The following is a 25,303-nucleotide window of genomic DNA, read 5'->3' on the forward strand; positions in this document are numbered from 1 at the left end:
AAATATCAATTATATCTTATGGCAAGCAAAAAGTTACTTTCAGCCGCAGCGCTGGTCCTGCTGTTACAGTCGGTCGGTATTGCTCAGACGGATTGGGGTTGGGATTGGAAAGACACATCTAAAATCGCTGTGAAAAACCTTCCACAACACAATGAATTTCTGAACAACCAATACCCGTACCCGGCGCAGCCCCGTTCTCAGTGGGAACTGGGATTTGGTGCAGGTCCCTCTTTCATTTTGGGAGAGGTAAAAAGCAAAGTAGGATTTGGTGGTACTATCTCTTTGAGAAAGGCCTTCAGTCATACTTTTTCTTACAGATTTAACTACACTGGTCTGTTGAATTCCGGTGAACCTACTGTTTATGGCACTTCTGTTGGTCAGTATGCCTACAAGAGCCAAACACATTCACTGGGCGTAGACCTGATCGCTTCTTTGAACTCCGCCAGTCACTACAGGGGCAACCCCAAGGCCAACATTTATGTGTTGGCTGGTTACAGCCTGGTAGGGCACAGGGTATTGTATAAAAAACCTGTTGGGCCTTTCGCCCAGCCAGGTGGCTACAACACCTATTATGGTATTGGCGATCCTAACTCACAGAATGGCCTGATCAACACTTGGTTTGGTGCCAACATTAACGGCAGACAAGGTTGGGCAATTATGCACATGGCTACTGCCGGTGCAGGTGTTGCTTTCAAGCTGAACAAGCAGGTTAATCTGGGTCTTGAACAGAAGTTTTACATGGCCGTTCCTGGTTATGATTACCTCGACGGTTACAAAGGTGCTAACAGCACTAAAAACGACTTCATCTCGTTCACTACTGCCCGTTTGAACATCAACATCGGCAACTCTTCCAAGAGAGTGGAGCCTTTGTACTGGCTGAATCCCAACAACTATGTATACAACGAGCTGAACTCACCCAAGCACATGAAGATGCCTCCGGTGGTTCTGCCTGACTCTGATGGCGATGGTGTTACAGATCAGTTCGACCTGGAACCCAATACTCCCAAAGGTGCCAAAGTTGATACACATGGTAGAGCACTCGATACAGACGGCGACGGTGTTCCTGACTACAGGGATAAAGAATTGCTGACTCCTGCTAACTGCTTCCCTGTAAATGCTGATGGCGTAGGTACTTGTCCTGAGCCTGCATGCTGCAAAGAAATCAAAGACATGATGGCTAACATGAAAGCTGCTAAAGCTGAGTGCACCATCGGTGGATTGCCCAGCATCCAGTTCAAAGGATCAAGCGCTAAACTGTCTAAAGAAGCACAAGCTTTACTGGCTGATGCAGCTGTTAAGATCAACGCTAATCCTAACTGTAAAGTAAAAGTGATCGGTTACGGTGCTTCAAGCAAAGCTGCTCAACAGCTGAGCTGGGAGCGTGTAAACGCTGTGATCAAATACCTGGTTGAAAAACAAGGTGTTGCTGAAAGCAGGTTCATCTTCACTTATGGTCAGAATGGCGATGCCAACACTGTTGACCTCCAGGGTACAACCGAAGAAGGTCCTAATTCAGTACCGGCTCCTCACCCTAACCTGAAAAGCAGAAAATAATCTGAACGGTTCCTACCGTAAGGATTAAAAATAAAAGCCCCGTATCGTAAGATGCGGGGCTTTCTTTTTGTGAAGATGTATTTGTTAAGTAGTATGTTTTAACTGAGCAGTCCAAAATGTAGCTCGCCAAAATTCTGAAGCGAAGACAAACGTAAATCAGCCGCACCCCATTTTTCTTCTTTTAATTCTGCAGCGGCGGGTACTACCACGCATTTCATACGTGCTGCCTTGGCAGCAACCAATCCGTTGAAAGAATCTTCGAAACAAAGACAGGCAGTAGGATGACTATTCAGTTCCTGTGCACAGTTGAGGTATACTTGCGGATGAGGCTTACCGTAATCGAGTAATTCGGCAGAACAGGCAGCGGAAAGAACATCTTTTATACCAGTCATGCGCACCACCAACTCAATCAATTCCGGTGGTGAAGAAGTAGCCAGGCCAATCTTGAATTGCTTTTTCAGGAAAAAATCAAAAATATAAGGGACACCCTGCATCACCCGTCCTTTGTGCTCGATTTTATCAAGTACAAGTGAAATGATCTTTTTTTCTGCCCGTAATTGTTCAGAAGGGTCGATTTTGAACCAGGCCAGCCACCACTGTACAAACTCTCTTGTACGCAAGCCGGTAGTGCTTTTGTATTGTTCGTCGGTAAAGGACACGCCATAGGCTGCAAATACTTCTGATGCTGCTTCATTCCATAGGGGCTCGCTGTCGATCAGCAAACCGTCGATATCGAAAATAACGCTTGTTAACTGCATAATAAATTATTGAGGAGCAAAAGTATTGGTAGCAAATCATAGATGCGTAGAACAAGCTGCTATTTTATCATAACTTATTTACTCATGGCGAGCCTGAACCCGGTGGCATTGTTGCTGAAATCCAACTCATGTCCTTCGCGGTTGGATATGCGAGACGACCAGGATGATTGCATGAAGGAGCCGCCACGCAATACTTTTTGCGCACTTAACTCAGGGCCTATGGGATTGACACGTGTGCTATGGGAAAAATAATCCTCTGCATAATAATCACTGCACCATTCCGATACGTTGCCACTCATATCGTAAAGACCCAACGGATTTGGCTTCTTACCACCAACAGGCGATGTTTTATTGGCATTGTCTTTATACCACGCCACTTCGTTGGCATCCCTGCTGCCGGCATAGTAATATGATTTGTCTTCCAGCTTTCCACCTCTTGCGGCATATTCCCATTCGGCTTCTGTAGGCAGCCTGAATTTTTTGTTGGATAGTTTATTGAGTCGTTCAATGAAATCGTTCGCTGCTTTCCAGCTGATCATTTCAACGGGACAATTGGGACAATCCTTGAAGAAACTGGGATTATCGTCTTCCATAATCGCCGCCCAAATATGTTGTGTGAGTTCATACTTACTGATATAGAAACTATCCACTGTAACAGCAATGGCCGGCTTTTCCCGTGTAGAACAACTCACGCCTACTTCATTGGTACAACCCATCGTAAACTGTCCGCCTTCTACCAATACCATGCTGCTGTCGAGCTCCTGCAAAGCTGCTGAAAGTGCTACCGTACCATCATCAACATCATAGTTGTTTGCTTTGAGCAGGGCCATAACTTCAGACCGGCTGCCGAATTTGGTAAGTAATACCTTGAGTTGTTTTTTCTTTTCTATCCGGCTCATGGTTGCAGGAAAGAACCGGGCTCCTTTTTCGATGAACAATTTGATCACATCAGTATCTGCATTGATGCATGCATGCGCCAGGGGTGTGGCGTAAATCTCTTTATTTTCTGCAAACCGGGCGCCGTAATTGTTGACGCCCACGCCGTGTTCAAAGAGGTAACGAAAAACAGTTGTATCGCTTTTTACATCGAGTGCATAATCGACGATTCTTTTGCCACCAATGATCGCTTCTTCGAGGCTGTCTTTGCGGATGAAAAAGCCGATATCGCTGCTTCGCGATGCCTTTAATGCGATCTCAATATTATCGCTTAGCGGGGCCTTGCCTGCCTGAACGGCGTCAATGAATCGGTAAGATTCGTCCCTCGTGATCTTGTCCTGGTCAATTTTAATCTCTTTCAGGAAACGGTCCCGTTCATCTTTCATAGTAAAAGCTACAGCAGAATCGGAATAGTTTTTAACCAGTGACGCCAGTTGATTCTTATCGTTCAGAAAAAGATCCCTGGATTTCAATACCTGGTCTGTGATACCGCTTTCGCCTTTCCTGATCTTTATTATCAGCGTTTGCAATGCGGTTTTATCATTGAAGATTTGTTTGATCCAATCCCTGATGCGGCCCTCTGCTTCATTTAAAGAAGCAATATGTTGTTGTTTGAGCACTTCCTGTGCTTCTTTTATCCTGCGCAATTCCTCCAGCTTTTCTTCGTGTAACTGATCATCTTTTGCTTTCTGGGCGAGCACTTCGGCCGACTTAACAGGGGAATTATCTACTTCTGGAAAAGCGATAACGATATTATGCCCTGCATCTTTATCCTGCACAACGAAAGAAGTATCGTACTGGGTACCCTGGCCATCACTGAGTGAAATGCGCATTTCATCTGAATTGTTGAGCGGGACACGTTTAGACATCCCAGCCTTGATCTTACCTGCTTCGCTCTCATTGATACTTACGTTGATGGCACTGCTTTTGCTGGCCTTGAGTACCAGGTAAGCAAATGCATCTTCTTTTTTCTCTTCATTATCATCCCGGAATTTTACCTGCGGTTTAGTACCTGTTTTTTTCTTCGAATCAGTACCTGTCTTGGTATTGGTAGGAGCTTTGATGAGCTGGGCAGCAGCATCCATGACCATCACACAGGCAGCCAGTAAGAAAATGGATTTGAGTAAACAGCGCTTCATAAGCATGCAATCGGGTTATAGATAATTGTTCAGGTAAATATTGTCCAGCAAGGATTTTTGTTGCAGGAAATCGTACTTGTATCCCGATTCCTTGCGGATGAATTCGAATTTGATGTCACGGCCGTTTTCTGCATTTTTCAGTTTAATGCCAATGGTACCATTCAACCTGTTTTCCACATTCACTTCCAGCAGAAATTCTGAGACCGGTCCAAAAGGCCCTGCTTTGATAGTGCCCAGTTTGTGCAGGTCTTCCTGCGGATCCCAGAATTGACATAATTCAATCAAAACGAAATCGGTTTTGCTGGGGTTGATGCGGTACACTTTTTTAGATGAAACAGGCAGGGGTATATTCCGGTGGATCAACAGATCGATTTGTTGCCTGTCGCTGTTCGATAATAATAAGCCGATGTTATAGGTGCTAACGCTTCTCAGTTCAATGGGTGTTACCAGCGAACTGCTGCCACTGCTGAACGAAGCGGCATAAAGGGCTGCTCCTTTGGCCACGCTGCTCAAAGGCTGGTGATAAATGAGTTCCTGGTGCGGAGCGATCTTTTGCTTCCAGAAATTATACACCAGCTTGCTGCTGGATGTGCCGCCTATCAATACCAGCTTATTGACATCGGTAAATTGCATACCGAGGGAACGCAAACACCTGTTGACAGCCTGTTCTGTTTTGGTAATGAGTTGGGTAGCTCTCGCAGCATAGCCTTCATAATAAAAAGTAGATTCGAAAGCATCCCTGCCTATCATGATCCATTTACTGATATTGGCAGGAGTAGCCGCATCATTCAATTCTATTTTGATGTTTTCCGCAATTTTCTGAACGCGGTTATTGGTGAGTTTATCGGAAGGGAAGGGCACGCCAAACGCTTTCTCATAGTCGGCCCGGATGGTTTCCTGTACGATCTCATCAAACTCTTTTCCACCTAATTTGTTTACACCGTCTTTGGCAATCACATTCAGCTGTGTGCCCGATTTGGTGATGAGTGTAAGGTCGAATGTGCCGCCGCCAAAATCATAAATGAGTATGATCTCTTCGTCTATTTTTTTATTACTGCTCCCATAAAACAGCGCTGCGGCCACGGGCTCTTCCACGATGGCGCTGAGCTCCAGTTCGGCCAGCCTGGCGGCTTCAATGACAGATTTCCTTTGCACATCGTTGTAATGGGCAGGCACCGTGATCACAGCCTGCTTGAAACCATCGGGCAGGTACAGCTCCGCATCGTTCTTCACTTTTCGAATGATCAACGAAGCTACTGTTTCACTGAACCAGGCATTGTTGTCATCGTCGAAATAAACCGGGTCCTGCGTTCCGAAACTTCTTTTGAAATAGGAGATGATCTGTTTATCCGGCAATGATTCGTAAAGACTTTCTGCAAAGCCACCCGCATAAGCCCGGTTCCCTTCAATGATGGCAATGGAAGGTGTGATCTGCTGGTCTTTGTTGTTGGCGTCGGGTATCAGCACAGGGCTTCCATCCCTGCTGAGGGTGGCGGCTACTGTATTGCTGGTTCCCAGGTCAATGCCCAATACCATGGCTAAAGTTTTAGATCTTTTTCAATTGCTGTTACCATATTGTTGTACTGAACAACAAGTTTGTCCCGAACCTGTGTAGCTGCCTGCACATTGCGCAGTAGCAGGTCCACACTCATTTGCTGTTTCGCCTGTTGTTTTTTTTCTTCATGCATCCGGTTGGCTTTTTGCAACTGTGCCTCCCGGATATTTTTCTCTATTTGCTGGCCGATGTTCTGGTTAGTGTCTACCAGCCACCGGGCAATATGCGAGGTCCAGTCCTGACTGCTGTCGCTGAACATGCGTTTTGCTTCTTGTTGCAATAATTCTTTGGCTTTGTTCAGTTCTTTTTGAAATTCTTCTGCTCTCCTTTTGGGAATGCGTTTGCGTAAGTCGGATATGCCATAACCGATCAACGCCAGGGATATCAGGCCTGTACTCACTTTAACCCACATGGCCATGTGCTTGAACAGGCTCATGTCGCCAGCTGTTGCAATTACCGAGAGCGGCGCCAGCAATCCGCCGATCACCACTGTTAGTCCTGTATAATCTTTCAGCGCTACCAAATATTCCATGGTACCTTTTTTAACGAGCTCACCGGTATAGGCTTTATTCATGTAGCAGAAAGAATGAATGGCCTGTTCTTTATCGGGGAAGAGGGGATAAATCCCCTCAGGATTCACCGGTTTAATACCCTTGCTCCTGAGCTGTATGTTCGCCTGTGTGAGCATATCTTCAAAAGAACTTTTGATGAAAGCTTCGTCTTTGCCTAGTTCAGTCCTGATATTGGCCGATACAGTAGCAATAAATTGTTCCTGGAAATCTTTAGGGATAGATGCATCCAGCTTCTCTTTTTTCTCCGCTACCGTTTTTTGTTCCAGTTCTGTGAGGCGATTGCTTTGTTCAACGGCCACCATAGAAAAGCGGCCTGTATTGGGTTTGTTGAGGTCTTCGTATTTGGCAGTATAACTTTTTTCCAGTTCTTGTGCGGTTTTCCGGATGAGTTGCCTGAGGTTGATGGTCAGCTCGCTGTTGTTGAGCGCTTCCTCTTCTTTCCGTGTGATATGGGTATTCTGACTAACCAGTAGCTTACGGGTTTGCGCGGCCCTGGTTTCTGATGCCAGTATCTCATCTAAAAACAGGAAGGCTGGCTTTATGCTGTTGAGACAGGATAGTTTTTGCAGCTGCTCAAGTGAGGCCGGAGGAATAACAGCGAGAATAGTTGAAAGGTGTCCGCTATTCACTTTTTCCGGCGGCAGGAAAAAAGTCTTGACCGATTGATCCTGTTGACCGATGAGGTTTTGAATGTTGCGGGTGTTACCCAACAGGTCAACCAGGAACATAGCCCGGTAATCATTTTTTTCTTTTTTGAAATAACGGACCAGTGCATCACACTCCTGCATGGCTTCATCCCAGATGATGAATGCGATGGAGGGGATCGGGTCTTCAAAAACGCGCACCGTATAATTGAGTTCGTTTTTGATCAGGAGTTTATAAGGAGCTTCATTTTCCTGAAGTGCCTGCATGATTTTTTTGCCTGCTACGGTGGCATTGGTGCAACAGAACAGGTCGATATGAAAAATGGTGTTGTCGGCAATGCGCCTGATTTTCCGGCCAGACTCTTCCAGGAAACCGGCGAAGCTGGACACAGGTAATTCCTTCAGTAATTCATTGAAACCATCAGCGATATGAAGCAGTTCTTTCATGATACCTGTTGTTTAGAATACATCGATCACCACCGTTTTCATGTACTCGCTTTCTTCCACCTCCTGCACAATTTTATGTATGCTGGTATTATTCAACCGGATGATCAGTTTGGTAACGCCCACCTGTATGGTATCGTTATGTCCGATCGTTACTTTCTGTTCGATCCTTTGGCTGTTGCCATTGATATAGGTGCCGTTTTTGCTGGGCTTGCCTCCATTGCCGGTTGCATCATCGCTGATTACAATCTGCAAAGGATCTACATTGGTTACTTCAAGCAATGCATGTGTTCTGCTTACATAAGGATCGTCATCCAGTACAATGGTAGGACTGCCGGGCTGCGAATTCCTGCCAATGTAATTCTTGCCATAATACAGGGGAAAGGTTTTGGCAGATTGATTCTCTGTATGACGGATCAGCCAACCGATCTCTGTTTTAGCGGCAGTTGATGCTGGTTTCGCTTCAGATCCTTTTGCCCCAATGAACTCTGCCCTCATCTGCTTTACTTTTTCGGTATTGGCAATGTGCAGCTGACGCAGGAATTCATTCGGTGCATTTTCAGAAAGGCGCTGAAAATAAGCGAGCTTATCGTTCAGGCGCACACGGATATCGGCATCAGAAGCCGACTCGGGTAGCTCTAAAAATTCGAGTACTTCGTTTCTTGTCATAATCACAGTATTTAATGGCCACACGATTCCCTGTTACAGGATCAATGGGGCTTGCCAGGTTGTTCTGCAACAGAATCTTGTTGCACCGCCTCCTTTTTCTGCGGGTGTATCATCATAATTGATTTACTGGTATCTGGCTTCATAGGGGAGGAAATCTGTGTATGTTGGTTGCCCGATGATCGCTGGTATGCATACCAGCCTCCTGCTATCAATAATAACAGGAGTAAAACGGGAAATAACCTGCTTTTTGCGGCAACCTTTTTTTTCAGGCTGTTTATGTGCAGGAGGTGCATAGAATAATTGTCCTTTGTGTTGTTGCGGCAAAGCGCATCTATGACCTCGCTGTAATTACTAACGGGGTTATAAGGAAATAATATTGTTGCAAAGTGATCTTCTGTGAATTGCTCCATCAGTCCGTCTGTGCAAAGCAGGAACCAATCATCTTCCCTGATATCGCTGAGCACGGTATAAGTAATATCGGATGGATGTGTATGTGTACTCAGGCTGCGGGTGATAACATTCCGCTGCGGATGCACGAGGGCTTCTTTTTCTGTGATCACGCCTTGTGCAACCAGTGTGGCTACCAGTGAATGGTCTTTGCTTTTATAAACGGGGATGCCGTTACGAAGCTGGTATATCTTGCTATCGCCACACCAGGCGATATAAGCATTGTGCTGACTGAAGAGCAACAAAGCAAGCGTGGTACTGGTAGTAGCAGCCGCAGGATGGACAAGAATGTAATCGTGTGCCTGCTGCTGAAAGGAGGCCAGCGCTTCATCGAGTTTATTTTTGAAAGCCTGCTCAGAATCGACCACAGCTGTGGCCAATACGTTATAATAACAACGGGTGGCTATATCAGAAGCCACTTCGCCAAAACTGCTGCCTCCGACACCATCGCATACAATGAACAATGGGATATCCTGTGGCAGGTAACGCTTAGGAAGAATGGCGTCTTCCAGGTTTTTTCTGCCACCGATTTCATTCAATGTGAATGCCCTGATGTTCATTGTTAGGAATTGTTTTTATTCAGCGGGATCTGCTGCCAGCCTGAACCCGATGTTTTTATTTCTTTTGCTCATTACTTCTGCATTGCGTGCTTTGGCATGAACAAAAAAGATATCATTCTCATAATCGCCGCCCCGCAACACTTTTCCCTGCATGGGCGATGGTTGCAGGTACGGGCCATACCAATCTTCACACCACTCATACACATTGCCCAGCATATCGTAGATGCCATAAGCATTCGCCTGCCGGGTACCCACCTGGTGCGCTTTTTTGTTGGAATTTGTAACATTCCAACTGACAGTATTCAATGCAGTTTGTTCTTCCGAAGCAGCATTCAACGCTGCAAATTCCCATTCTACATCGGCAGGTAAGCGGAATTGTTTGAAAGGGAATGTTTTGCCTTGTGCTTTCATTGCCGATAACAGTTTGTTGAGTTGCGCAATGAAAGCTTTCGCATCTTCCCAGGAAATACTGTCGGCCGGGAAGAGCGACAGGCTGCTGTCTGTGTACCTGTTGTCTTTCATGATCGTTTTCCACTCAGCCTGTGTCAGCTCATAGGCATCGAGCAGGAAGGGTTTTACTGTAACAGAATGCTCCGGGCCATCGAGGTTTCGTTTGGGGTCATTGGTGCCCATGGTAAAACTGCCTCCCTGGATATATTTCATAGCCGAAGCCAGTGCAGACAATACCTGTTCCTGTTTTGTATCTGCTATGGATTTATTGATAAGATTGCCTGGTGCAAAATATTTGCTGTATGCCCAGTATCCGAATCCCGCCATTGCGAGTACTATCACTATTGAAAACAACACGGTCCCTGTTTTTTTCTTTTTAACAGGTACTGTTTCCTGTTCTTTCGGCTTCTTTGTTTTCACAGTAGTCACTGCGCCATTGCTTTCATCCGGCACGATATGTTCGGCGGTCTTTTTTTTGCCTGCCTGCTTTTTACTTTTTGCAATATGAGTGGCAACCGGCATGGAAATTTCCAGCGTTTCATCATTGGAATCAATAGAAGTGCCAACAAAATGCAGCAACGCTGTGGATTGATCCTGCTGGTTTTTGAAAAGACCGATCAGTTCATCGATGTTGCTGGTCCGTTTGTTGGCATCGGAAACAATGCATTTGCGCAGTACCGACCTGAAAGGCTCTTCCAGTTTATCCAACCTATCACCAATGCCTTCAGCATTGACGATCTTAGATATCATTTGCGCGGCCGATGTATCGCCTGAACGGGAACCAAAAAGCATATTGCCCGTGAGCAGGTAATAGGCAGTAACACCAAAAGCCCAGATATCTACATTATAACTGATCTTTTTATTGATGCCATATTTTTCCGGGTTGAATTGCTCGGGCGCCATGTATTCAATAGTACCCAGGAGTATGGAGGCGCTGGCCTGGCTGGAATCGGCATTCTTGCTGATACCAAAGTCGGCGATCTTGGCCACCAGCCTGTTCTGCTTATCCCGTCCCAGCAGGATATTCTGCGGCTTAATGTCGCGATGGATCATGCCCTCGTTGTGCAGGTATTTCAATCCCTCCAATACATCAATCAACAATTTTTTGAGTTGCTCGGTGGTGAGTGGATGCTGGCTCATATAGGTCTTGAGCTGACCTTCCTGCACAAATTCCATTACACCGATCTGCACATCTTCTTCCTGGCCATGCAAATTGCGGCTGGCCAGGGTTTCCACGCCATAATATTTAACGATGTTGGGATGAGATAAAGTGATGGCTTTTTTGATCTCGTTGATGATGGTGTACTTGTTAGACTGCTCCTGCGGATGGAAGAACTTCAAAGCCACCGTCATTTCCAGTATCTTGTCATACGCTTTGTAAACGGTAGCAAAGCCACCTTTCCCCAGCAGATCCATTTGTGGATCATAGACGTATTTGTTCAGTATTTCCATGCGGTCTAAGCAGTATTTAAATATACTCTTTTACGCTTAGAATACCATAGGGGAAAACCCTTACATATTATTTGGCATTAAGGAAAGCCTTCAATTCTACGGCATCATTGGGTTTCATTTTGCCGGCCAGGATCAGGCGGATTTGTCTTCTTCGGAGAGCGCCATCGTATAGCAGCTTTTCTTCATCTGTTTCGGGGGTCAGGGAAGATACCTGGCGGGGCTTCCCATTGGGGTCGAGGGCTACGAAAGTGAAGAATGCTTCATTGCTTTCGTATTTATACTGATGGAGGAGGTCTTCTCCCCATACTTTGAGGTGTATTTCCATGGAAGTGTTGAAAGCCCTGCAAACTTTGGCTTCAATATGCACTACATTGCCCAGTTTGATGGGGTTTTTAAAGCTCAGGTTGTCAACCGAAGCGGTCATGCTGGGCGCATTGCAATGTTTGCCTGCGGCTATTCCGGCGGCAATGTCCATCCAGTACATCAGCCGTCCCCCCATGAGGTTTCCAAAAGTATTGGTATCGTTGGGCAATACCAACTCGTTCATAGCGGTGAAACTTTCTGAGGGCGTTTTAACTTCCATGGGAATGATTTGACCGCAAAGATAAGAGAGTTAGGAGTTAAGCCTTACACGATTACCGATTCGAGGCCTGCCAGGTAGGTGGCATCTACATCAGCGCCGATGCCGGGTGTTTCAGGCAACAGCAATTGCATACCCTGATAGCTAACGCCACCGGTAACGGGGTCGGTCAGGTGGCCCAGCAGGCATGTATCGAGGTCATAAAACCGGATATTATCGTGCGCCATGGCAAAATGCACTTTGGCAGTGAGGGCCAGCCGGCTTTCCAGCATACCGCCTAACATGCAGCTGATACCATTGCTTTCAGCTACCCGGTTGATCTGCCTGGCTTCCTGTATGCCGCCGCTTTTGGCGAATTTGATATTGATATAGTGGCAGGCCTTATTGCGTATGAGCCGCTCGGCATCGTGATGAGTGAAAACGCTTTCGTCGGCCATAATGGGAATGGGTGAACGGCGGCATAATTCCGGCAGCCATTCATCATTCCATTTGCGCATGGGCTGCTCGCAAAATTCAATACCGTACCCGGACAGGGCAGTGAGGATGTTAAGGGCTTCTTCATAACTCCATCCCTGGTTGGCATCGATGCGCAACCGGATGTCTCCGCCAATAGATTGCCGGATCTGCCTGATCCTTTCTATATCAGTGGCGGGGTCTTTGCCCAGCTTTACCTTGATGATGTTCACGCCTTCGGCTTTGAAAGCAAGCGCCTGTTCCGCCATTTTTTCGGGCGTGTCGATGCCGATGGTAAGATCGGATTCGATGGACTTTTGTTTTCCCCCGAGGAAGCGGTACAGGGGCACGCCGGACGCTTTAGCAGCAATATCATGCAGGGCCAGGTCGAACGCACTTTTAGCTGTATAGTTGCCGGCAGTGAAAAGATCCAGTTCCTGCATCCGGTCACTGATGGCAAGGGCCGACTTATCTTTCCATAGCATTGCAAAATCTTTGGCCATTTCAAAGCAGGTGGCCTGTGTTTCACCGGCGATCATGGGAAAAGCGGAACATTCGCCCACACCGCTTATCCCTTCGCTCGTATGGATGCGGATGAACAGGTTCTGTGCCGAACGCATGGTGCCGGTTGCAATGGTAAAGGGCACCATGGGAATGGAGTATTTGTAAATTTCCGTTCGTGTAATAAGCATCTGCGAATTTGCGGATTTTTTCCCAAAAGCTTTTTTACTTAGCAGGAAGCATCCGATATTCGTGCTCGAATGACAAATTGGAAAATGAGTATATCCTTTGATAATACCGAAAATGCATTCGCATACAAGAGCGATAAGGACCTGAAAGGAGCCAGGTTTTTATTCAATACCATGGGTTATCCCTGGTTTGTGCAAGTGGGTACCCGTCTTACCCCTTTTATCATGAGAACCGGCCTGCCGGTGCATGGGCTCATACGCAAGACCATTTTCAAACAGTTTGTGGGCGGAGAGACCCTGGAAGAGACGGCCACTGTAGGTGAAACATTGGGCAAATATGGCGTGGATGTGATCCTGGATTATGGTGTGGAAGGCAAAGATGGAGAAGCAAGTTTCGATCATGCCACCGATGAATTCATACGGGTGATCAATTATGCAGCTACACAAAAGAATATCCCCTTTATCAGCGTTAAGATCACCGGCCTGGCACGTTTCAAACTCCTGCAAACGCTGAATGAGGCGCCACGCCTGCGTAGCGGCATTCATGATCATGAAGCGGAGATCAACGAGTGGGACAGGGTAAGGGAGAGAATGTACGCCATCTGTGAGGTAGCTGCAGAAAAAAATATCGGTGTACTGGTAGATGCGGAAGAAAGCTGGATACAGGACCCGATTGACCGGCTTACCATGGAGATGATGGAAATCTTCAATAAGGATAAAGTCATTGTTTACAATACACTGCAGTTGTACCGCCACGACCGATTGCATTTTCTTAATATCTCCCAACAGATCGCTAAAGAAAAAGGATTCAAGCTGGGTATGAAACTGGTGCGGGGTGCTTATATGGAAAAAGAACGGGCGCGTGCAGCAGAGAGAGGTTATCCTTCACCCATACAACCCGACAAAGACAGTACCGACAGGGATTATAACCTGGCGTTAAAATATTGCATCGAACACCTGGAAGAGATTGCTATCATTGTGGCCACCCACAATGAAGCCAGTTGTCTGTATGTAGTGCAATTGCTGAACGAAAAAGGCATTTCCCATCAGCATCCGCATGTTCATTTTTCGCAACTGTACGGCATGAGTGATAACATCACGTTCAACCTCGCCAAAGACGGACTGCGTGTAAGCAAATACCTGCCTTTTGGTCCCATTCGTGATGTGATCCCCTACCTTATGCGCCGGGCCCAGGAAAACAGCAGTGTAAGCGGACAAACAGGCCGTGAGCTGGGATTGATCAAAAAAGAACTCCTGCGGCGTAAACAGGCTTAAACGGGTTCTCCCCAGGCTGTTCAAATCATTCTTTTTATCATCACCAACAGTGGCGTACTTTGCAGGCATGCAACAATACCTTCAATTACTCCAACATATATTGGATCATGGTCATGCGAAGACCGATCGCACCGGTACCGGCACGATCAGTTGTTTCGGTTACCAGATGCGCTTCAACTTACAGGAAGGGTTTCCGTTGGTGACCACTAAGAAGCTGCACCTCAAAAGCATTATTTATGAGTTGTTGTGGTTCCTGAAAGGGGAGACCAACATACATTATCTGAATGAGCACGGGGTGAATATCTGGAATGAATGGGCAGATGCCGAGGGGAACCTGGGGCCGGTGTATGGCAAGCAATGGCGCAGTTGGGAAGGGACCGATGGCCAAACGATTGACCAGATCAGTGATGTGGTGGCGCAGATCAAAAAAAATCCCGATAGCCGGCGCCTGATCGTCAGCGCCTGGAATGTGGCCGACCTGCCCAAAATGGCGTTGATGCCTTGTCATAATATGTTCCAGTTTTATGTGGCCGACGGTAAACTCAGTTGCCAGTTATACCAGCGCAGCGCCGATGTGTTCCTGGGCGTGCCTTTCAATATCGCATCATATGCTTTGCTTACTATGATGATGGCGCAGGCAACAGGGTTGCAGTACGGAGATTTTGTACACAGCTTCGGCGATGTGCACCTGTACAACAACCATATTGAACAGGCTAAGCTTCAGTTGAGCCGCAAACCTTATCCATTGCCGGTGATGAAACTGAACCCGGAGGTGAAAGACATTTTTGGTTTCCGTTACGAAGATTTTACATTGGAGAACTACCAGTTCCATCCGCATATCAAGGCACCGGTAGCGGTATAGATTTAAAACAGATGGCATGATCATTTCTCTTGTTGTAGCAGCGGCAGCAAACAATGTAATCGGTAGGGATAACCGGTTGCTCTGGCACCTGCCCAATGACCTGAAATTTTTTCGCGACACTACCTGGGCGATGCCGGTAGTGATGGGTAGGAAAACCTTTGAGTCCTTATCAGGCAAGGCTTTGAAAGGAAGGATGAATATTGTGATCACAAGACAAAGTGGTTGGACGGCAGCAGGCGTTTCCGTAGCACACGACCTCGATGAAGCCATCGCGTTGGCTGCCAAAGCAAATTATGAGGAGCTGTTTGTGATCGGTGGCGGCGAAATTTATCGTGAGGCGATGGACAGGGCAGATCGTATTTATCTTACCAGGGTAAACACTGAAATAGCGGGGGATACTTTTTTCCCGGTAATAGCCGAACAACAATGGGAGCTGGCATCCGAAGAACGGATGGAAGCCGATGCCAAACATGCATACGCCTACAGCTTTCAATTATGGAAAAGAAAATGACAAAACGGTTTGTATGTATTCTCCCCTGCAGCTAGGCATCAAATACCTGAAATATTATGCAACAGCATCCAATGGAAAGGGGCATGGGGTGCATTCGCCTTTTGTATTTGAATTCATCACCCAGGTGCTGAACGACGACCGGCAATTTTATGCCTATCAACCGATAGAGAACCTGCGCAAGTTATTGCTGGCCGATACCAGAACGGTTGCTGTAAAAGACCTGGGAGCAGGGTCACGTGTAGAAAAAACACAAAGCCGGTTGGTGAAACAGATAGCGCATTCATCGCTCAAACCCGCACGCTTCAGCCAGTTGCTGTTTCGCATGGTGGATTTTTACCAGCCACGCATTGTGCTGGAAATGGGTACTTCCCTGGGCGTTACCACTGCTTATCTTGCTGCTGCTGGCAACAATGCACGGATCATTACAATGGAAGGAGCCGGAGAAGTGGCTGCGCTCGCAAAAAAGAATTTTGAAAAATTGCAGATCAGTAATGTAGAAATGCTGGAAGGTAATTTCGATGATACCCTGCCCGGCTTGCTGGACCGTGAAAAGCGACTTGATTTTGTATTCATTGACGGCAATCACCGTTACGAACCCACGGTGCGTTATTTTCACCAACTCTTGCCGGCCTTACATGAATACAGTATACTGGTTTTTGACGATATACACTGGAGCAAAGAGATGGATCAGGCATGGAATGATATCTGCAAACACGAAGCGGTCAACCTGACGATCGACCTGTTTTTCATCGGGTTGGTTTTTTTCAGGAAAGAGAACAAGGAAAAGCAACATTTTAGCATTCGTTTTTGATATCTGAACGAAAAAAAGCATAATTTGAATCCATGATTGTTGGAATACTGAAAGAGCAGCATGGCGACAAGCGAGTTTCTCTCTTACCTGAACAGGCACAGGCATTGGCAGCAAAAAAAGTGCAGGTAATGGTTGAGTCTAATGCAGGCGCTGCTGCCTTCGCTTCCGACGATGCGTATCGTGCCGTACATATTCCAACAGTATCGCGAAAAGAGTTATTACAACAGAGCGATGTACTCCTTTCCATTCATCCGTTAAGCACCACAGACCTGGAACTGATCAAACCGCATGCTGTTGTCATTGGTGTTTTTCAACCCCTGTTTAACCATGCGTTGATGAAAGAATGGGCACATCGTTCGCTCACTACATTCAGCCTCGATATGATTCCCCGCACCACGCGTGCACAAAGCATGGATGTGTTGAGCAGCCAGGCGAATATTGCCGGCTACCGCTCTGTATTGCTGGCGGCCACTTTGTTTCCCCGTTATTTTCCCATGTTCATGACGGCGGCGGGCAGCATCGCGCCGGCCAAGGTATTGATATTGGGAGCCGGTGTGGCAGGATTGCAGGCCATTGCTACAGCGCGTAGACTCGGAGCAGTAGTTGAAGTTTCGGATACCAGACCCGCAGTAAAAGAAGAAGTGATGAGCCTTGGGGCCAAATTTATAGAAGTGGATGGAGCGGCCGATGCTTCCAAAGCAGGGGGCTATGCAGTAGAACAGACAGAAGAATATAAACAGAAACAACAGGAGCGGTTGGCTGCTTCGGTTGCCAAGTCCGATATTATCATCACAACAGCACAGATACCGGGGAAAAAAGCGCCCTTGCTGATCTCGGAAGCAATGCTGGATACCATGAAACCCGGCAGCGTGATCATAGACCTGGCTGCTTCCACCGGGGGAAATGTATTCGCTACCCGTAACAACGAAACAGTGCAACGCAACGGCGTTACCATTGTTGGCAACAGCAACCTGGCAGCCGATATGCCCTTCGATGCAAGCAAACTCTATGGAAAGAACGTACTGAACTTTTTACAACTGATTACTGGTGCCGATGCGGGACTCCAACTGAATTTTGATGATGATATTGTAAAAGGAAGCTGCATCACACACGGAGGTAATATCGTGCATGAAAGAGTGGAACAATTGGTAGGTTCATCATACGCATAATATTGTTTTATGGAAAGTTTTTTCGATTGGGTACACAACAATCATGCGATCATCTACATCGTGATCTTATCTATTTTCCTGGGTATTGAAGTGATCGGACGCGTGCCGAGCGTATTACACACCCCTTTGATGAGCGGCGCCAACGCCATACACGGCGTGGTGATCATCGGCGCCATCATTGTGATGGGAAGGGTTGACCCCGATAATTACATTGCATTGATCATAGGTTTCCTGGCAGTGATTTTAGGAACGTTGAATGTGGTGGGAGGTTTTATGGTTACAGACAGGATGCTTGAAATGTTTAAGAAGAAAAAATAGCTATGGGATTGAGCCTGCTTTCATTCATTTACCTGGTAGGGTCGGTAACTTTTATCCTGGGGTTGAAGATGTTATCGCATCCCGATACGGCCAGGAAAGGCAACCTGGTAGCCGCGGCCGGCATGACGCTGGCCATTATCGGCACCATCTTCTTGTATGAAGAAAATGGAGAACGGTTGCACAATCACCTATGGATATTCGGCGGATTGCTCATCGGCAGCATTATCGGATGGATAGCCGCAAAAAAAGTGAAGATGACGGCCATGCCCGAAATGGTCAGTCTTTTCAATGGAATGGGCGGCGCCTGCGCAGCACTGATTTCCATTAATGAATATGGTCACCTCGTTGGTCGTGATGCAGCACAAGGAACCTTGCTTACTATTTTATTGGGACTGATCATAGGATCGGTATCTTTTGCCGGCAGCATCATTGCCTGGGGCAAGCTGAACGGGCGCATCAAAGATTTTGCTTTCAAAGGACAACAGATAGGCAATATCATATTGCTGTTGCTAACGCTGGCTGCGGCAGCATACCTGCTCTTCAACCTGAGCAACGATAATTATTGGTTGTTCTATATCATTTTTGTTGCAGCATTGGTATATGGTGTGATGTTTGTACTACCCATCGGTGGAGCCGATATGCCGGTAGTGATCTCTTTATTGAACTCTTTCACCGGTGTGGCAGCTGCCTGTGGCGGATTCCTGTATAATAACCAGGTAATGCTTACCGGAGGTATATTGGTAGGCGCTGCCGGTACCCTGCTTACGATACTCATGTGCAAAGCCATGAACCGCAGTCTTACCAATGTGCTCATCGGTTCTTTTGGTGGTAACAGTGCCGCTGCGGCAGCTACCAAAGGAGAACAAGGGAGCTACAAAGAAATATCCCTGTCAGATGCTGCTGTATGCATGAGCTATGCCAATAAAGTGATGATCGTGCCTGGTTACGGTCTTGCAGTGGCACAGGCGCAACATGTATGCCATGAACTGGAAAAATTACTGGAAGAAAAAGGAGTGGAAGTGAAATATGCCATTCACCCGGTAGCTGGAAGGATGCCCGGACACATGAACGTATTGTTGGCGGAAGCCGATGTGAGTTATGATAAACTGCTTGAAATGGAGCAGGCGAATGACGAATTCAAAACCGCCGATGTAGTGTTGGTATTAGGCGCCAATGATGTAGTCAATCCTGCCGCTAAATCAGATCCTGCGTCTCCTATTTACGGAATGCCCATATTGGAAGTAGAGCAGGCCAAAACGGTTATCGTGAACAAACGAAGCATGAAGCCCGGTTATGCCGGTATTGAAAACGCACTCTTCTTTCAACCCAAAACCTCGATGTTGTTTGGCGATGCCAAAGCGGCTTTGCAGAAACTGGTAGCCGAGATCAAGAATGCCTGACTTTCTATCATTGCGCCATTTTCACATTACATTTGTAGATGACCCTTCCCCAGTCATTCCTGGATTCGCTGGAAAAAGCAAGAGGCTTCGACCGGGTTGCTTTTGAAGCAGCGCATACAGCCGGTGAACAGGTGACTTCTATCAGGCTGAATCCTTTCAAAAAGGAAAATAATGCTTCGTTACCCGAAGGAGTGCAGGTGCCCTGGTGTCCGCAAGGCCTGTACCTCGGGGAACGCCCTTCATTCACATTCGATCCAGCTTTTCATGCCGGTGCTTATTACGTACAGGAAGCCAGCAGCATGTTCATTTGGTGTGTATTGGAGCAGTTGATTGGCGGTAAAACGGCCGGGAAAAAAGTGCTGGACCTTTGTGCTGCGCCGGGAGGTAAAAGTACATTGCTCAGTACTTATTTTAAAGACGGATTGCTCGTGGCCAATGAAGTGATCAAAACACGTGCGGCTGTGCTGGTGGAAAATATTACCAAATGGGGAACAACGCCTGTGGTTGTTACGAATAACGACCCGGTACATTTTCAATCACTGCCTGCTTATTTTGATGTGATGATGGTGGATGCGCCTTGCAGTGGCAGCGGCCTTTTCCGGAAAGATCCTTCGGCTATAGCAGAATGGGGTGAAGACAATGTACAGTTGTGTAGCCAGCGGCAACAAAGGATACTGGCCGATGTGCTGCCTGCACTCAAACAGGATGGTTTGCTCCTGTATTCTACCTGTTCTTATTCGGTGGAAGAAGATGAAGCGATTGCCGATTGGCTCGTTGATGAAATGGGCATGGAATCTGTGCAAATGCAACTACCGGCAGTATGGGGTATCGTAGAAACAAGTTCTCCCCAGCATCAGGCAAAGGGCTATCGTTTTTATCCCGATAAAATAAAAGGAGAAGGTTTTTTTATAAGTGTATTCCGGCAAAAGAAAGATATCGTTGGCGCAGGAAAGAAACAAAAGGAGCCGCCTTTACCCCAACCATCCCGGCAAGAGATGCAAATGCTGCAGGCATTCATGCCGGACCTGGCCGATATTGTTTTTTTCAAGCAGGCAGATGCCGTTCGTTGTATATCCGAGGCGTGGTGGCAGGATCTGAAACTGTTGGCCGGTCAGTTGTATATTAAAAAAGCAGGAACAGAACTGGGCAGTATCAAAGGGCGTGATATCGTTCCATCGCATGAACTGGCATTAAGTTTGTTACCCATCGATCATTTCCCGGCTATTGATTTACCAAGGGAAGAGGCTTTACAATACCTCCGCCGGAAAGAGTTCCGGACAGATGCCAAACATGGATGGAACATAATAAGATATGACCATTTACCGTTAGGATGGGTGAAAATATTGCCGAACCGCATCAATAATTACTACCCGGCAGCATGGAGAATATTAAAAGATTAGATTTGCAACATTGCAATCCACAGAAACGTATGAAAAATTTTGGTTGGCTGATCGTTTGTTTTTTTGTTGTGAGTACCGCGCAGGCCCAGGAGAAGCTGGTGGCCCAGGGGAAAGCGCCTGCGCTCTATGTTAAACATAAAGTAGCCGGAGGAGAAGTATTGTCAGGCATTGCCAGTCAATATGGAACCACTTCTGTACAGTTGGCCAAATTCAACGGCATCAAAGTAGCTACCCTGCTCAAAAAAGGAGCGATCCTGAAGATACCCCTTACGCGCAATAACCTGGCGCAGGGGCAGTCAGCCAGTTTCAACGAACCGGTGTATCACACGGTTGCCAAAGGAGACAATCTTTTTCATATCAGCCAGTCGTTCAATAATGTGAACATACAATTACTGCGTGACTGGAACGGTTTGAAAAGAGATGTTATTCGCGATGGACAGTTGTTGATCGTAGGTTATCTCAAAGGAGGAAAAAGAAATGAAGCTGCGGCTGCCCCAGCTATAACTGCACCGGTTGATGCACCTCCTGTATCTGTTAATACCACCACACCTGCTCCGGTTGCGAAGAAGAACCAGCAACCACCGGTTACAGAACCGAAAAAAGAATCGGTTGAAGTAAAAAACGAAGCGCCGCAACAACAGCAGCCTGCTACTGTTCCGGCAAAAAAAGAAGAGCCAAAGGTGAGTGCCAACGCAGATATCAAATACGATCCCAAACCGGGTGATGAAGGATATTTCGCACTCCAATTTGCCAATCACCCGGAGACAGCCACGCAGCAATTCCATTCGGGTGATGCGGGCATTTTTAAGACCATCAGCGGGTGGACAGACCGTAAGTTTTATGTGTTGATGAATGATGTGCCTTCGGGAACCATTGTTCGCATCACTTCTACGAGCAACAAAAGTATTTGCGCCAAAGTGCTCGACAAACTCGTGGAAACCAAAGGAGGAACGGGCTTGTTGCTGCGCATGAGTAATGCTGCGGCTGTGGCGCTCGACATGACGGATGGTAAATCGACGGTTTCCGTTACTTATTTTGAATAAGTGTTTATGATGCCTGCAACCGGTAACCGCGCAGGAATTCGATTATGGGCATTCTTTTCTTTCCTTCGAGTTGAAGGTCCAGCAAGTGAATGAAGCCATCTTTACAGGCAAACTTCAGGTAAGTTTTACCATCGGTAAATACCGCGCCTGGTGTATGCTGGTGAGTTATCTGTTCTTTTGAACTTTTGAAGAGTTTCAAAATTTTTCCATCCAGCATAGTCAGTGCACCGGGAAAAGGAGAGAGCCCGCGTATGCGATTATGGATCTGTGTTGCTGTCTCCGTCCAGTTAATGCGACAATCTTCTGTAAACAGCTTGGGCGCATGCTTTAATTGATCCGGTCCGGGGAATGCCGATTGATCTTTTTCTTCCAATGATCCGTCCAGCAAACTTTGCAAAGTTTCTACCAACAAGGAAGCGCCGATGATTTTCATGCGATCGTGTACTTCGCCCGCTGTTTCATCTTCACCGATAGGAAAACTTTTTTGCAGCAATATATTGCCGGTATCGATCGCATGCTGCAATTTGAAAGTAGTAACACCGGTAATTGTTTCTCCGTTGATGATGGCCCAATTGATGGGAGCGGCGCCACGGTATTGCGGCAACAAAGAACCATGTACATTGATGGTACCTATAGGAGGCATATTCCAAACGATCTCTGGTAACATCCGGAACGCTACTACTATTTGTACATGTGCCTGCAAAGCGTTGAGCGCTGCCAGGAAAGCAGGGTCTCTCAGCTTTTCGGGTTGCAATACCGTCAATCCTTTTTCAAGCGCATATTTTTTTACGGCGCTGGTGGTTGGTTTCATACCCCTTCCGGCAGGTTTATCGGGAGTAGTCACCACACCCACCACCGCAAATCCGGCGTTGAGCAATGCATCCAATGAAGCCACGGCGAACTCCGGAGTACCCATGAATACAATACGTAAGTCCTTCCTGGTGAGGAGCGAAAGGGTATTTGTCATGCTGCAAAAGTAGCCGTTAGTTGATGAAACCAAAATAGTTCTCCCTACATGCAGCCCGGATTGTACTTTTACACATAATTTAATGACAATACAAGACACATGCAACAAGTAAAAAAAGGTGATAAAGTAAAAGTGCATTATCACGGTAAATTGACCGATGGTACCACATTTGATTCTTCAGCGGGAAGGGAGCCACTTGAATTTGAAGTGGGAGGCGGAATGGTGATACCTGGTTTCGACAATGGTGTTACAGGAATGGCCATTGGAGAGAAAAAGACCATTCATATTCCGGTAGAAGAAGCATACGGACCCAAGCAGGAAGATATGATCATGGATTTTCCCAAAGACCGTTTTCCGGACGATATGGTACCGGAAGTGGGCATGCAATTGAACATGAGCAATGGTGCAGGACAACATATCCCGGTACGTATTGTTGAAATAAAAGATGAGGTGGTGGTATTGGATGCCAACCATCCGCTGGCGGGAGAAGATCTCGTCTTCGATCTCGAATTAGTAGCGATTGAAGGAGGAAGCCCTTTGATCATCATGCCCTGATAAAAAAAGCGTGAGGAGTATCTATTGATCCATCTCCTCACGCTTTTTTATAGCTCAACTAACGCTCAGCTCTTTTTCTTCATCCACCATCCCAGCCAGATACCTGTTACGCCCCAAGCTACCAAAGCATCGATCAGGTACGCATTGATATCTTTCGTCTGGAACCAGATATGCATCGTATATGCCGAGTTGAGGAACACGATCAACCCGATAAACACAGAAGAAAGGAAGATGGTTCCGAACGACGGACCATTCAGTTTGGAAAATATCCAGCAAGCCAGCCATACCATCACCAGGTTTACTAAAAATCCTCTTCCCATATTGCTACCCATGTCACTCTTCATGGCCTTATGATAATAAACCTGTGCCCATGGTTTACCCGTAGCCGCTTCACCCATTTTTTTCTGGTCTTCCATGGAAGTTCCGTCAGGGAAAGAAGGCAGCATATAAGCGCCATCTTCTGAGAATTGAGTGCTGAGGTAACTCAGGATACTGTCCTGCTTCGGCGTATACTGTGCACCTTGTCTGTGCAAACCGGTTACCGTCCAGGAAAGGAACTGCCAGAGAAAAATGATGATGGCACCTACGAGGGCGCCGACGATGGTTTTTTTCATATATAGGGGTTTGGTTATGCAAACAAAATAAACAATGTGATTGGCTTTTGCAATAGTTGTTAGATGTTAGTTGATAGTTGTCAGATGTTGTTTATTTTGTACGAGTAATGAAATTTTTCTAACAACTAATATCTAACAACTGACAACTCACATGGCAACTGGTTACTCATAGACGGTTACAGAACGATTCCTGCGATATGTGCAGGTAGATACCCAAAGCGATCCGCACAGCAATTCTTTCCCCAGTACCAATAAGCAAAAAGATCTGTCTTCTATATTGGCAGCAGAATTGAAAGCCATGGGCATTGAAGATGCCACGACGGACGAATATGGGTATGTATATGCCACCATTCCTGCTACTACTACGAAACAAGTGCCTGTTATTTGTTTCTGCAGTCACGTAGATACAGCGCCGGATTGTAGTGGTACAGGTGTAAAACCGATCCTGTACGAATCTTATGATGGAAGGGATATTGCATTGCCCGATGACCCGGAACAGATAATCCGTGTTGCAACCTATCCTTATCTTAAAACACATATTGGCCAGCCTGTGATCACGGCCAGTGGCACTACTTTACTGGGTGCTGATGATAAAAGCGGCGTAGCCATTATCATGGACCTGGCGCATTACCTGGTTACACATCCTGAAATAAAACATGGTGCCATCAAATTGTTGTTCACGCCCGATGAAGAAGTTGGACAGGGCACGGCGAAACTAGATATGTCAAAATTGGGGGCATCCGTTGCCTATACATTGGACGGCGGTGAGTTGGGTAGTTTTGAAGATGAAACTTTCAGCGCAGATGGTGTACATATTACCATACAAGGTGTCATTGCGCATCCGGGTTATGCAAAGAACAAACTGGTAAATGCGCTGAAGATCGCAGGAGAGATACTCGCTGCGTTACCTAAGAACGAATGGGCTCCTGAGGTTACGGAGAAACGGGAAGGATTTGTACATCCTGTTGGCATAAATGGAATTGCTGAGAAAGCAACGATCGAATTCATTATACGTGATTTTGATACCGCGAAACTGGCAGTATATGAAAACAGGTTGAAGCAAATGGCAACAAACATAGTGAGTCAATATCCTGGCGCTACCATGGAATTTGAAGTAACGGAACAGTACCGGAACATGAAGGAAATACTGGACCTGCATCCGCACATCAGTGCATATGCAGCCGAAGCCTACCGGCGTGCGGGAGTGGATATGATCAAAGAACCCATCCGGGGCGGAACAGATGGCAGCCGGCTGAGCTTTATGGGATTGCCCTGTCCGAATATTTTCACCGGCATGCAGGCCATTCACAGCAAACACGAATGGATCGGTGTGCGTGATATGGAAAAAGCGGTTGATGTGTTGACGCAGCTTGTGCAGGTATGGGAAGAACGATCCTGAGAAAAAAAGGTGGACTTGCTGTAAAACCAAAAGAATGCCTTAGATTTAAGTGTTGATTATACATTTAACATCAACAA

Annotated in this window: 22 protein-coding genes and 1 pseudogene; 13 read left to right on the top strand and 10 right to left on the bottom strand. The window is 46.6% G+C overall.

The genetic code is table 11. The features are described from left to right. The first annotated feature begins 18 nt into the window (after positions 1-18). Positions 19-1,554 carry an OmpA family protein gene (locus SEDOR53_RS17495; RefSeq protein ID WP_051416556.1) on the top strand — a complete coding sequence of 512 codons (1,536 nt, stop codon included), beginning with the start codon at positions 19-21 and terminating at the stop codon, positions 1,552-1,554. 98 nt (positions 1,555-1,652) lie between these two features. Here SEDOR53_RS17495 and hxpB read toward each other — a convergent pair whose 3' ends face one another. From hxpB to SEDOR53_RS0108480, 3 genes are all read right to left on the bottom strand, one after another. Then, complete coding sequence (gene hxpB / locus SEDOR53_RS0108465; RefSeq protein WP_026769340.1) at positions 1,653-2,312, bottom strand: hexitol phosphatase HxpB; 660 nt, start codon at positions 2,310-2,312, stop codon at positions 1,653-1,655. A gap of 74 nt (positions 2,313-2,386) precedes the next feature. Beyond that, positions 2,387-4,387 carry an SUMF1/EgtB/PvdO family nonheme iron enzyme gene (locus SEDOR53_RS19305; RefSeq protein WP_051416557.1) on the bottom strand — a complete coding sequence of 667 codons (2,001 nt, stop codon included), beginning with the start codon at positions 4,385-4,387 and terminating at the stop codon, positions 2,387-2,389. Positions 4,388-4,402: 15 nt separating this feature from the next. Continuing rightward, positions 4,403-5,923: an Hsp70 family protein gene (locus SEDOR53_RS0108480; protein WP_026769341.1), complete on the bottom strand. Its 1,521-nt coding sequence runs from the start codon at positions 5,921-5,923 to the stop codon at positions 4,403-4,405. 466 nt (positions 5,924-6,389) lie between these two features. Here SEDOR53_RS0108480 and SEDOR53_RS19465 point away from each other — a divergent pair, with 466 nt between their 5' ends. Then, on the top strand, positions 6,390-6,488 hold the full coding sequence (locus SEDOR53_RS19465; protein WP_369751316.1) for a hypothetical protein: 99 nt from the start codon (positions 6,390-6,392) through the stop codon (positions 6,486-6,488). A 1,129-nt stretch (positions 6,489-7,617) separates the two neighbouring features. Here the strand turns inward: SEDOR53_RS19465 and SEDOR53_RS0108490 are convergent. From SEDOR53_RS0108490 to SEDOR53_RS0108510, 5 genes are all read right to left on the bottom strand, one after another. After that, positions 7,618-8,271 carry an FHA domain-containing protein gene (locus SEDOR53_RS0108490; RefSeq protein ID WP_026769343.1) on the bottom strand — a complete coding sequence of 218 codons (654 nt, stop codon included), beginning with the start codon at positions 8,269-8,271 and terminating at the stop codon, positions 7,618-7,620. A gap of 41 nt (positions 8,272-8,312) precedes the next feature. Next, a complete protein-coding gene (locus SEDOR53_RS0108495) occupies positions 8,313-9,278 on the bottom strand; it encodes a PP2C family serine/threonine-protein phosphatase (RefSeq protein ID WP_026769344.1) in 966 nt (321 codons plus the stop codon). Between the two features lie 15 nt (positions 9,279-9,293). Further along, on the bottom strand, positions 9,294-11,180 hold the full coding sequence (locus tag SEDOR53_RS0108500; RefSeq protein ID WP_026769345.1) for a bifunctional serine/threonine-protein kinase/formylglycine-generating enzyme family protein: 1,887 nt from the start codon (positions 11,178-11,180) through the stop codon (positions 9,294-9,296). Positions 11,181-11,247: 67 nt separating this feature from the next. Further along, positions 11,248-11,763 carry an acyl-CoA thioesterase gene (locus SEDOR53_RS0108505; RefSeq protein ID WP_026769346.1) on the bottom strand — a complete coding sequence of 172 codons (516 nt, stop codon included), beginning with the start codon at positions 11,761-11,763 and terminating at the stop codon, positions 11,248-11,250. A gap of 44 nt (positions 11,764-11,807) precedes the next feature. Beyond that, positions 11,808-12,905, bottom strand: a complete 1,098-nt coding sequence (locus SEDOR53_RS0108510) for a mandelate racemase/muconate lactonizing enzyme family protein (RefSeq protein ID WP_026769347.1) — start codon at positions 12,903-12,905, stop codon at positions 11,808-11,810. Positions 12,906-12,989: 84 nt separating this feature from the next. On the opposite strand from SEDOR53_RS0108510, the gene SEDOR53_RS0108515 reads away from it, so the two are divergent. The 9 genes from SEDOR53_RS0108515 to SEDOR53_RS0108555 all read left to right on the top strand — a co-directional run bounded on the left by SEDOR53_RS0108515 (position 12,990) and on the right by SEDOR53_RS0108555 (position 21,691). Continuing rightward, complete coding sequence (locus SEDOR53_RS0108515) at positions 12,990-14,177, top strand: proline dehydrogenase family protein (RefSeq protein WP_157576743.1); 1,188 nt, start codon at positions 12,990-12,992, stop codon at positions 14,175-14,177. A gap of 67 nt (positions 14,178-14,244) precedes the next feature. Further along, on the top strand, positions 14,245-15,039 hold the full coding sequence (locus tag SEDOR53_RS0108520; protein WP_026769349.1) for a thymidylate synthase: 795 nt from the start codon (positions 14,245-14,247) through the stop codon (positions 15,037-15,039). 16 nt (positions 15,040-15,055) lie between these two features. Beyond that, positions 15,056-15,550, top strand: coding sequence for a dihydrofolate reductase (locus tag SEDOR53_RS0108525; protein ID WP_026769350.1), 495 nt, complete (start codon positions 15,056-15,058; stop codon positions 15,548-15,550). Further along, entirely contained in the window at positions 15,510-16,361 is an 852-nt protein-coding gene (locus SEDOR53_RS0108530) for an O-methyltransferase (protein WP_232214743.1), read from the top strand. Before SEDOR53_RS0108525 ends, SEDOR53_RS0108530 begins: the two co-directional genes overlap by 41 nt. Positions 16,362-16,393: 32 nt before the next feature. After that, the gene (locus SEDOR53_RS0108535; protein WP_026769352.1) at positions 16,394-17,530 is read left to right on the top strand and encodes a Re/Si-specific NAD(P)(+) transhydrogenase subunit alpha; all 1,137 of its coding nucleotides are present in this window, start codon (positions 16,394-16,396) and stop codon (positions 17,528-17,530) included. Positions 17,531-17,539: 9 nt separating this feature from the next. Next, a complete protein-coding gene (locus SEDOR53_RS0108540) occupies positions 17,540-17,848 on the top strand; it encodes an NAD(P) transhydrogenase subunit alpha (protein ID WP_026769353.1) in 309 nt (102 codons plus the stop codon). 2 nt (positions 17,849-17,850) lie between these two features. Further along, on the top strand, positions 17,851-19,248 hold the full coding sequence (locus SEDOR53_RS0108545) for an NAD(P)(+) transhydrogenase (Re/Si-specific) subunit beta (protein ID WP_026769354.1): 1,398 nt from the start codon (positions 17,851-17,853) through the stop codon (positions 19,246-19,248). A 38-nt stretch (positions 19,249-19,286) separates the two neighbouring features. Further along, positions 19,287-20,648 (top strand): hypothetical protein, encoded by a 1,362-nt coding sequence (locus tag SEDOR53_RS0108550; RefSeq protein WP_026769355.1) that lies wholly within the window; start codon positions 19,287-19,289, stop codon positions 20,646-20,648. Between the two features lie 29 nt (positions 20,649-20,677). After that, positions 20,678-21,691, top strand: a complete 1,014-nt coding sequence (locus SEDOR53_RS0108555) for a LysM peptidoglycan-binding domain-containing protein (RefSeq protein ID WP_198018855.1) — start codon at positions 20,678-20,680, stop codon at positions 21,689-21,691. Between the two features lie 4 nt (positions 21,692-21,695). On the opposite strand, the gene fmt is transcribed toward SEDOR53_RS0108555, so the two are convergent. Further along, positions 21,696-22,658, bottom strand: coding sequence for a methionyl-tRNA formyltransferase (gene fmt / locus SEDOR53_RS0108560; protein WP_232214744.1), 963 nt, complete (start codon positions 22,656-22,658; stop codon positions 21,696-21,698). Between the two features lie 99 nt (positions 22,659-22,757). Here fmt and SEDOR53_RS0108565 point away from each other — a divergent pair, with 99 nt between their 5' ends. Beyond that, complete coding sequence (locus SEDOR53_RS0108565) at positions 22,758-23,213, top strand: peptidylprolyl isomerase (protein ID WP_026769358.1); 456 nt, start codon at positions 22,758-22,760, stop codon at positions 23,211-23,213. A gap of 65 nt (positions 23,214-23,278) precedes the next feature. Here SEDOR53_RS0108565 and SEDOR53_RS0108570 read toward each other — a convergent pair whose 3' ends face one another. Then, on the bottom strand, positions 23,279-23,827 hold the full coding sequence (locus SEDOR53_RS0108570) for a hypothetical protein (RefSeq protein ID WP_026769359.1): 549 nt from the start codon (positions 23,825-23,827) through the stop codon (positions 23,279-23,281). Between the two features lie 187 nt (positions 23,828-24,014). Between SEDOR53_RS0108570 and pepT the strand changes: the two are divergent. Beyond that, a pseudogene (gene pepT, locus SEDOR53_RS17505) lies at positions 24,015-25,226 on the top strand (peptidase T); the annotation flags it as partial. Positions 25,227-25,303 lie beyond the last annotated feature (77 nt).

Origin of the sequence: Asinibacterium sp. OR53, from assembly GCF_000515315.1 — a bacterium.
In the GTDB taxonomy this organism is placed as follows: Bacteria; Bacteroidota; Bacteroidia; order Chitinophagales; family Chitinophagaceae; genus Sediminibacterium.

Coding starts and splice junctions, on each gene's coding strand:
- SEDOR53_RS17495 (WP_051416556.1), top strand. CDS start 19: ATGGCAAGCAAAAAGTTACTTTCAGCCGCAGCGCTGGTCCTGCTGTTA.
- hxpB (WP_026769340.1), bottom strand. CDS start 2,312: ATGCAGTTAACAAGCGTTATTTTCGATATCGACGGTTTGCTGATCGAC.
- SEDOR53_RS19305 (WP_051416557.1), bottom strand. CDS start 4,387: ATGAAGCGCTGTTTACTCAAATCCATTTTCTTACTGGCTGCCTGTGTG.
- SEDOR53_RS0108480 (WP_026769341.1), bottom strand. CDS start 5,923: ATGGTATTGGGCATTGACCTGGGAACCAGCAATACAGTAGCCGCCACC.
- SEDOR53_RS0108490 (WP_026769343.1), bottom strand. CDS start 8,271: ATGACAAGAAACGAAGTACTCGAATTTTTAGAGCTACCCGAGTCGGCT.
- SEDOR53_RS0108495 (WP_026769344.1), bottom strand. CDS start 9,278: ATGAACATCAGGGCATTCACATTGAATGAAATCGGTGGCAGAAAAAAC.
- SEDOR53_RS0108500 (WP_026769345.1), bottom strand. CDS start 11,180: ATGGAAATACTGAACAAATACGTCTATGATCCACAAATGGATCTGCTG.
- SEDOR53_RS0108505 (WP_026769346.1), bottom strand. CDS start 11,763: ATGGAAGTTAAAACGCCCTCAGAAAGTTTCACCGCTATGAACGAGTTG.
- SEDOR53_RS0108510 (WP_026769347.1), bottom strand. CDS start 12,905: ATGCTTATTACACGAACGGAAATTTACAAATACTCCATTCCCATGGTG.
- SEDOR53_RS0108515 (WP_157576743.1), top strand. CDS start 12,990: ATGAGTATATCCTTTGATAATACCGAAAATGCATTCGCATACAAGAGC.
- SEDOR53_RS0108520 (WP_026769349.1), top strand. CDS start 14,245: ATGCAACAATACCTTCAATTACTCCAACATATATTGGATCATGGTCAT.
- SEDOR53_RS0108525 (WP_026769350.1), top strand. CDS start 15,056: ATGATCATTTCTCTTGTTGTAGCAGCGGCAGCAAACAATGTAATCGGT.
- SEDOR53_RS0108530 (WP_232214743.1), top strand. CDS start 15,510: ATGCATACGCCTACAGCTTTCAATTATGGAAAAGAAAATGACAAAACG.
- SEDOR53_RS0108535 (WP_026769352.1), top strand. CDS start 16,394: ATGATTGTTGGAATACTGAAAGAGCAGCATGGCGACAAGCGAGTTTCT.
- SEDOR53_RS0108540 (WP_026769353.1), top strand. CDS start 17,540: ATGGAAAGTTTTTTCGATTGGGTACACAACAATCATGCGATCATCTAC.
- SEDOR53_RS0108545 (WP_026769354.1), top strand. CDS start 17,851: ATGGGATTGAGCCTGCTTTCATTCATTTACCTGGTAGGGTCGGTAACT.
- SEDOR53_RS0108550 (WP_026769355.1), top strand. CDS start 19,287: ATGACCCTTCCCCAGTCATTCCTGGATTCGCTGGAAAAAGCAAGAGGC.
- SEDOR53_RS0108555 (WP_198018855.1), top strand. CDS start 20,678: ATGAAAAATTTTGGTTGGCTGATCGTTTGTTTTTTTGTTGTGAGTACC.
- fmt (WP_232214744.1), bottom strand. CDS start 22,658: ATGACAAATACCCTTTCGCTCCTCACCAGGAAGGACTTACGTATTGTA.
- SEDOR53_RS0108565 (WP_026769358.1), top strand. CDS start 22,758: ATGCAACAAGTAAAAAAAGGTGATAAAGTAAAAGTGCATTATCACGGT.
- SEDOR53_RS0108570 (WP_026769359.1), bottom strand. CDS start 23,827: ATGAAAAAAACCATCGTCGGCGCCCTCGTAGGTGCCATCATCATTTTT.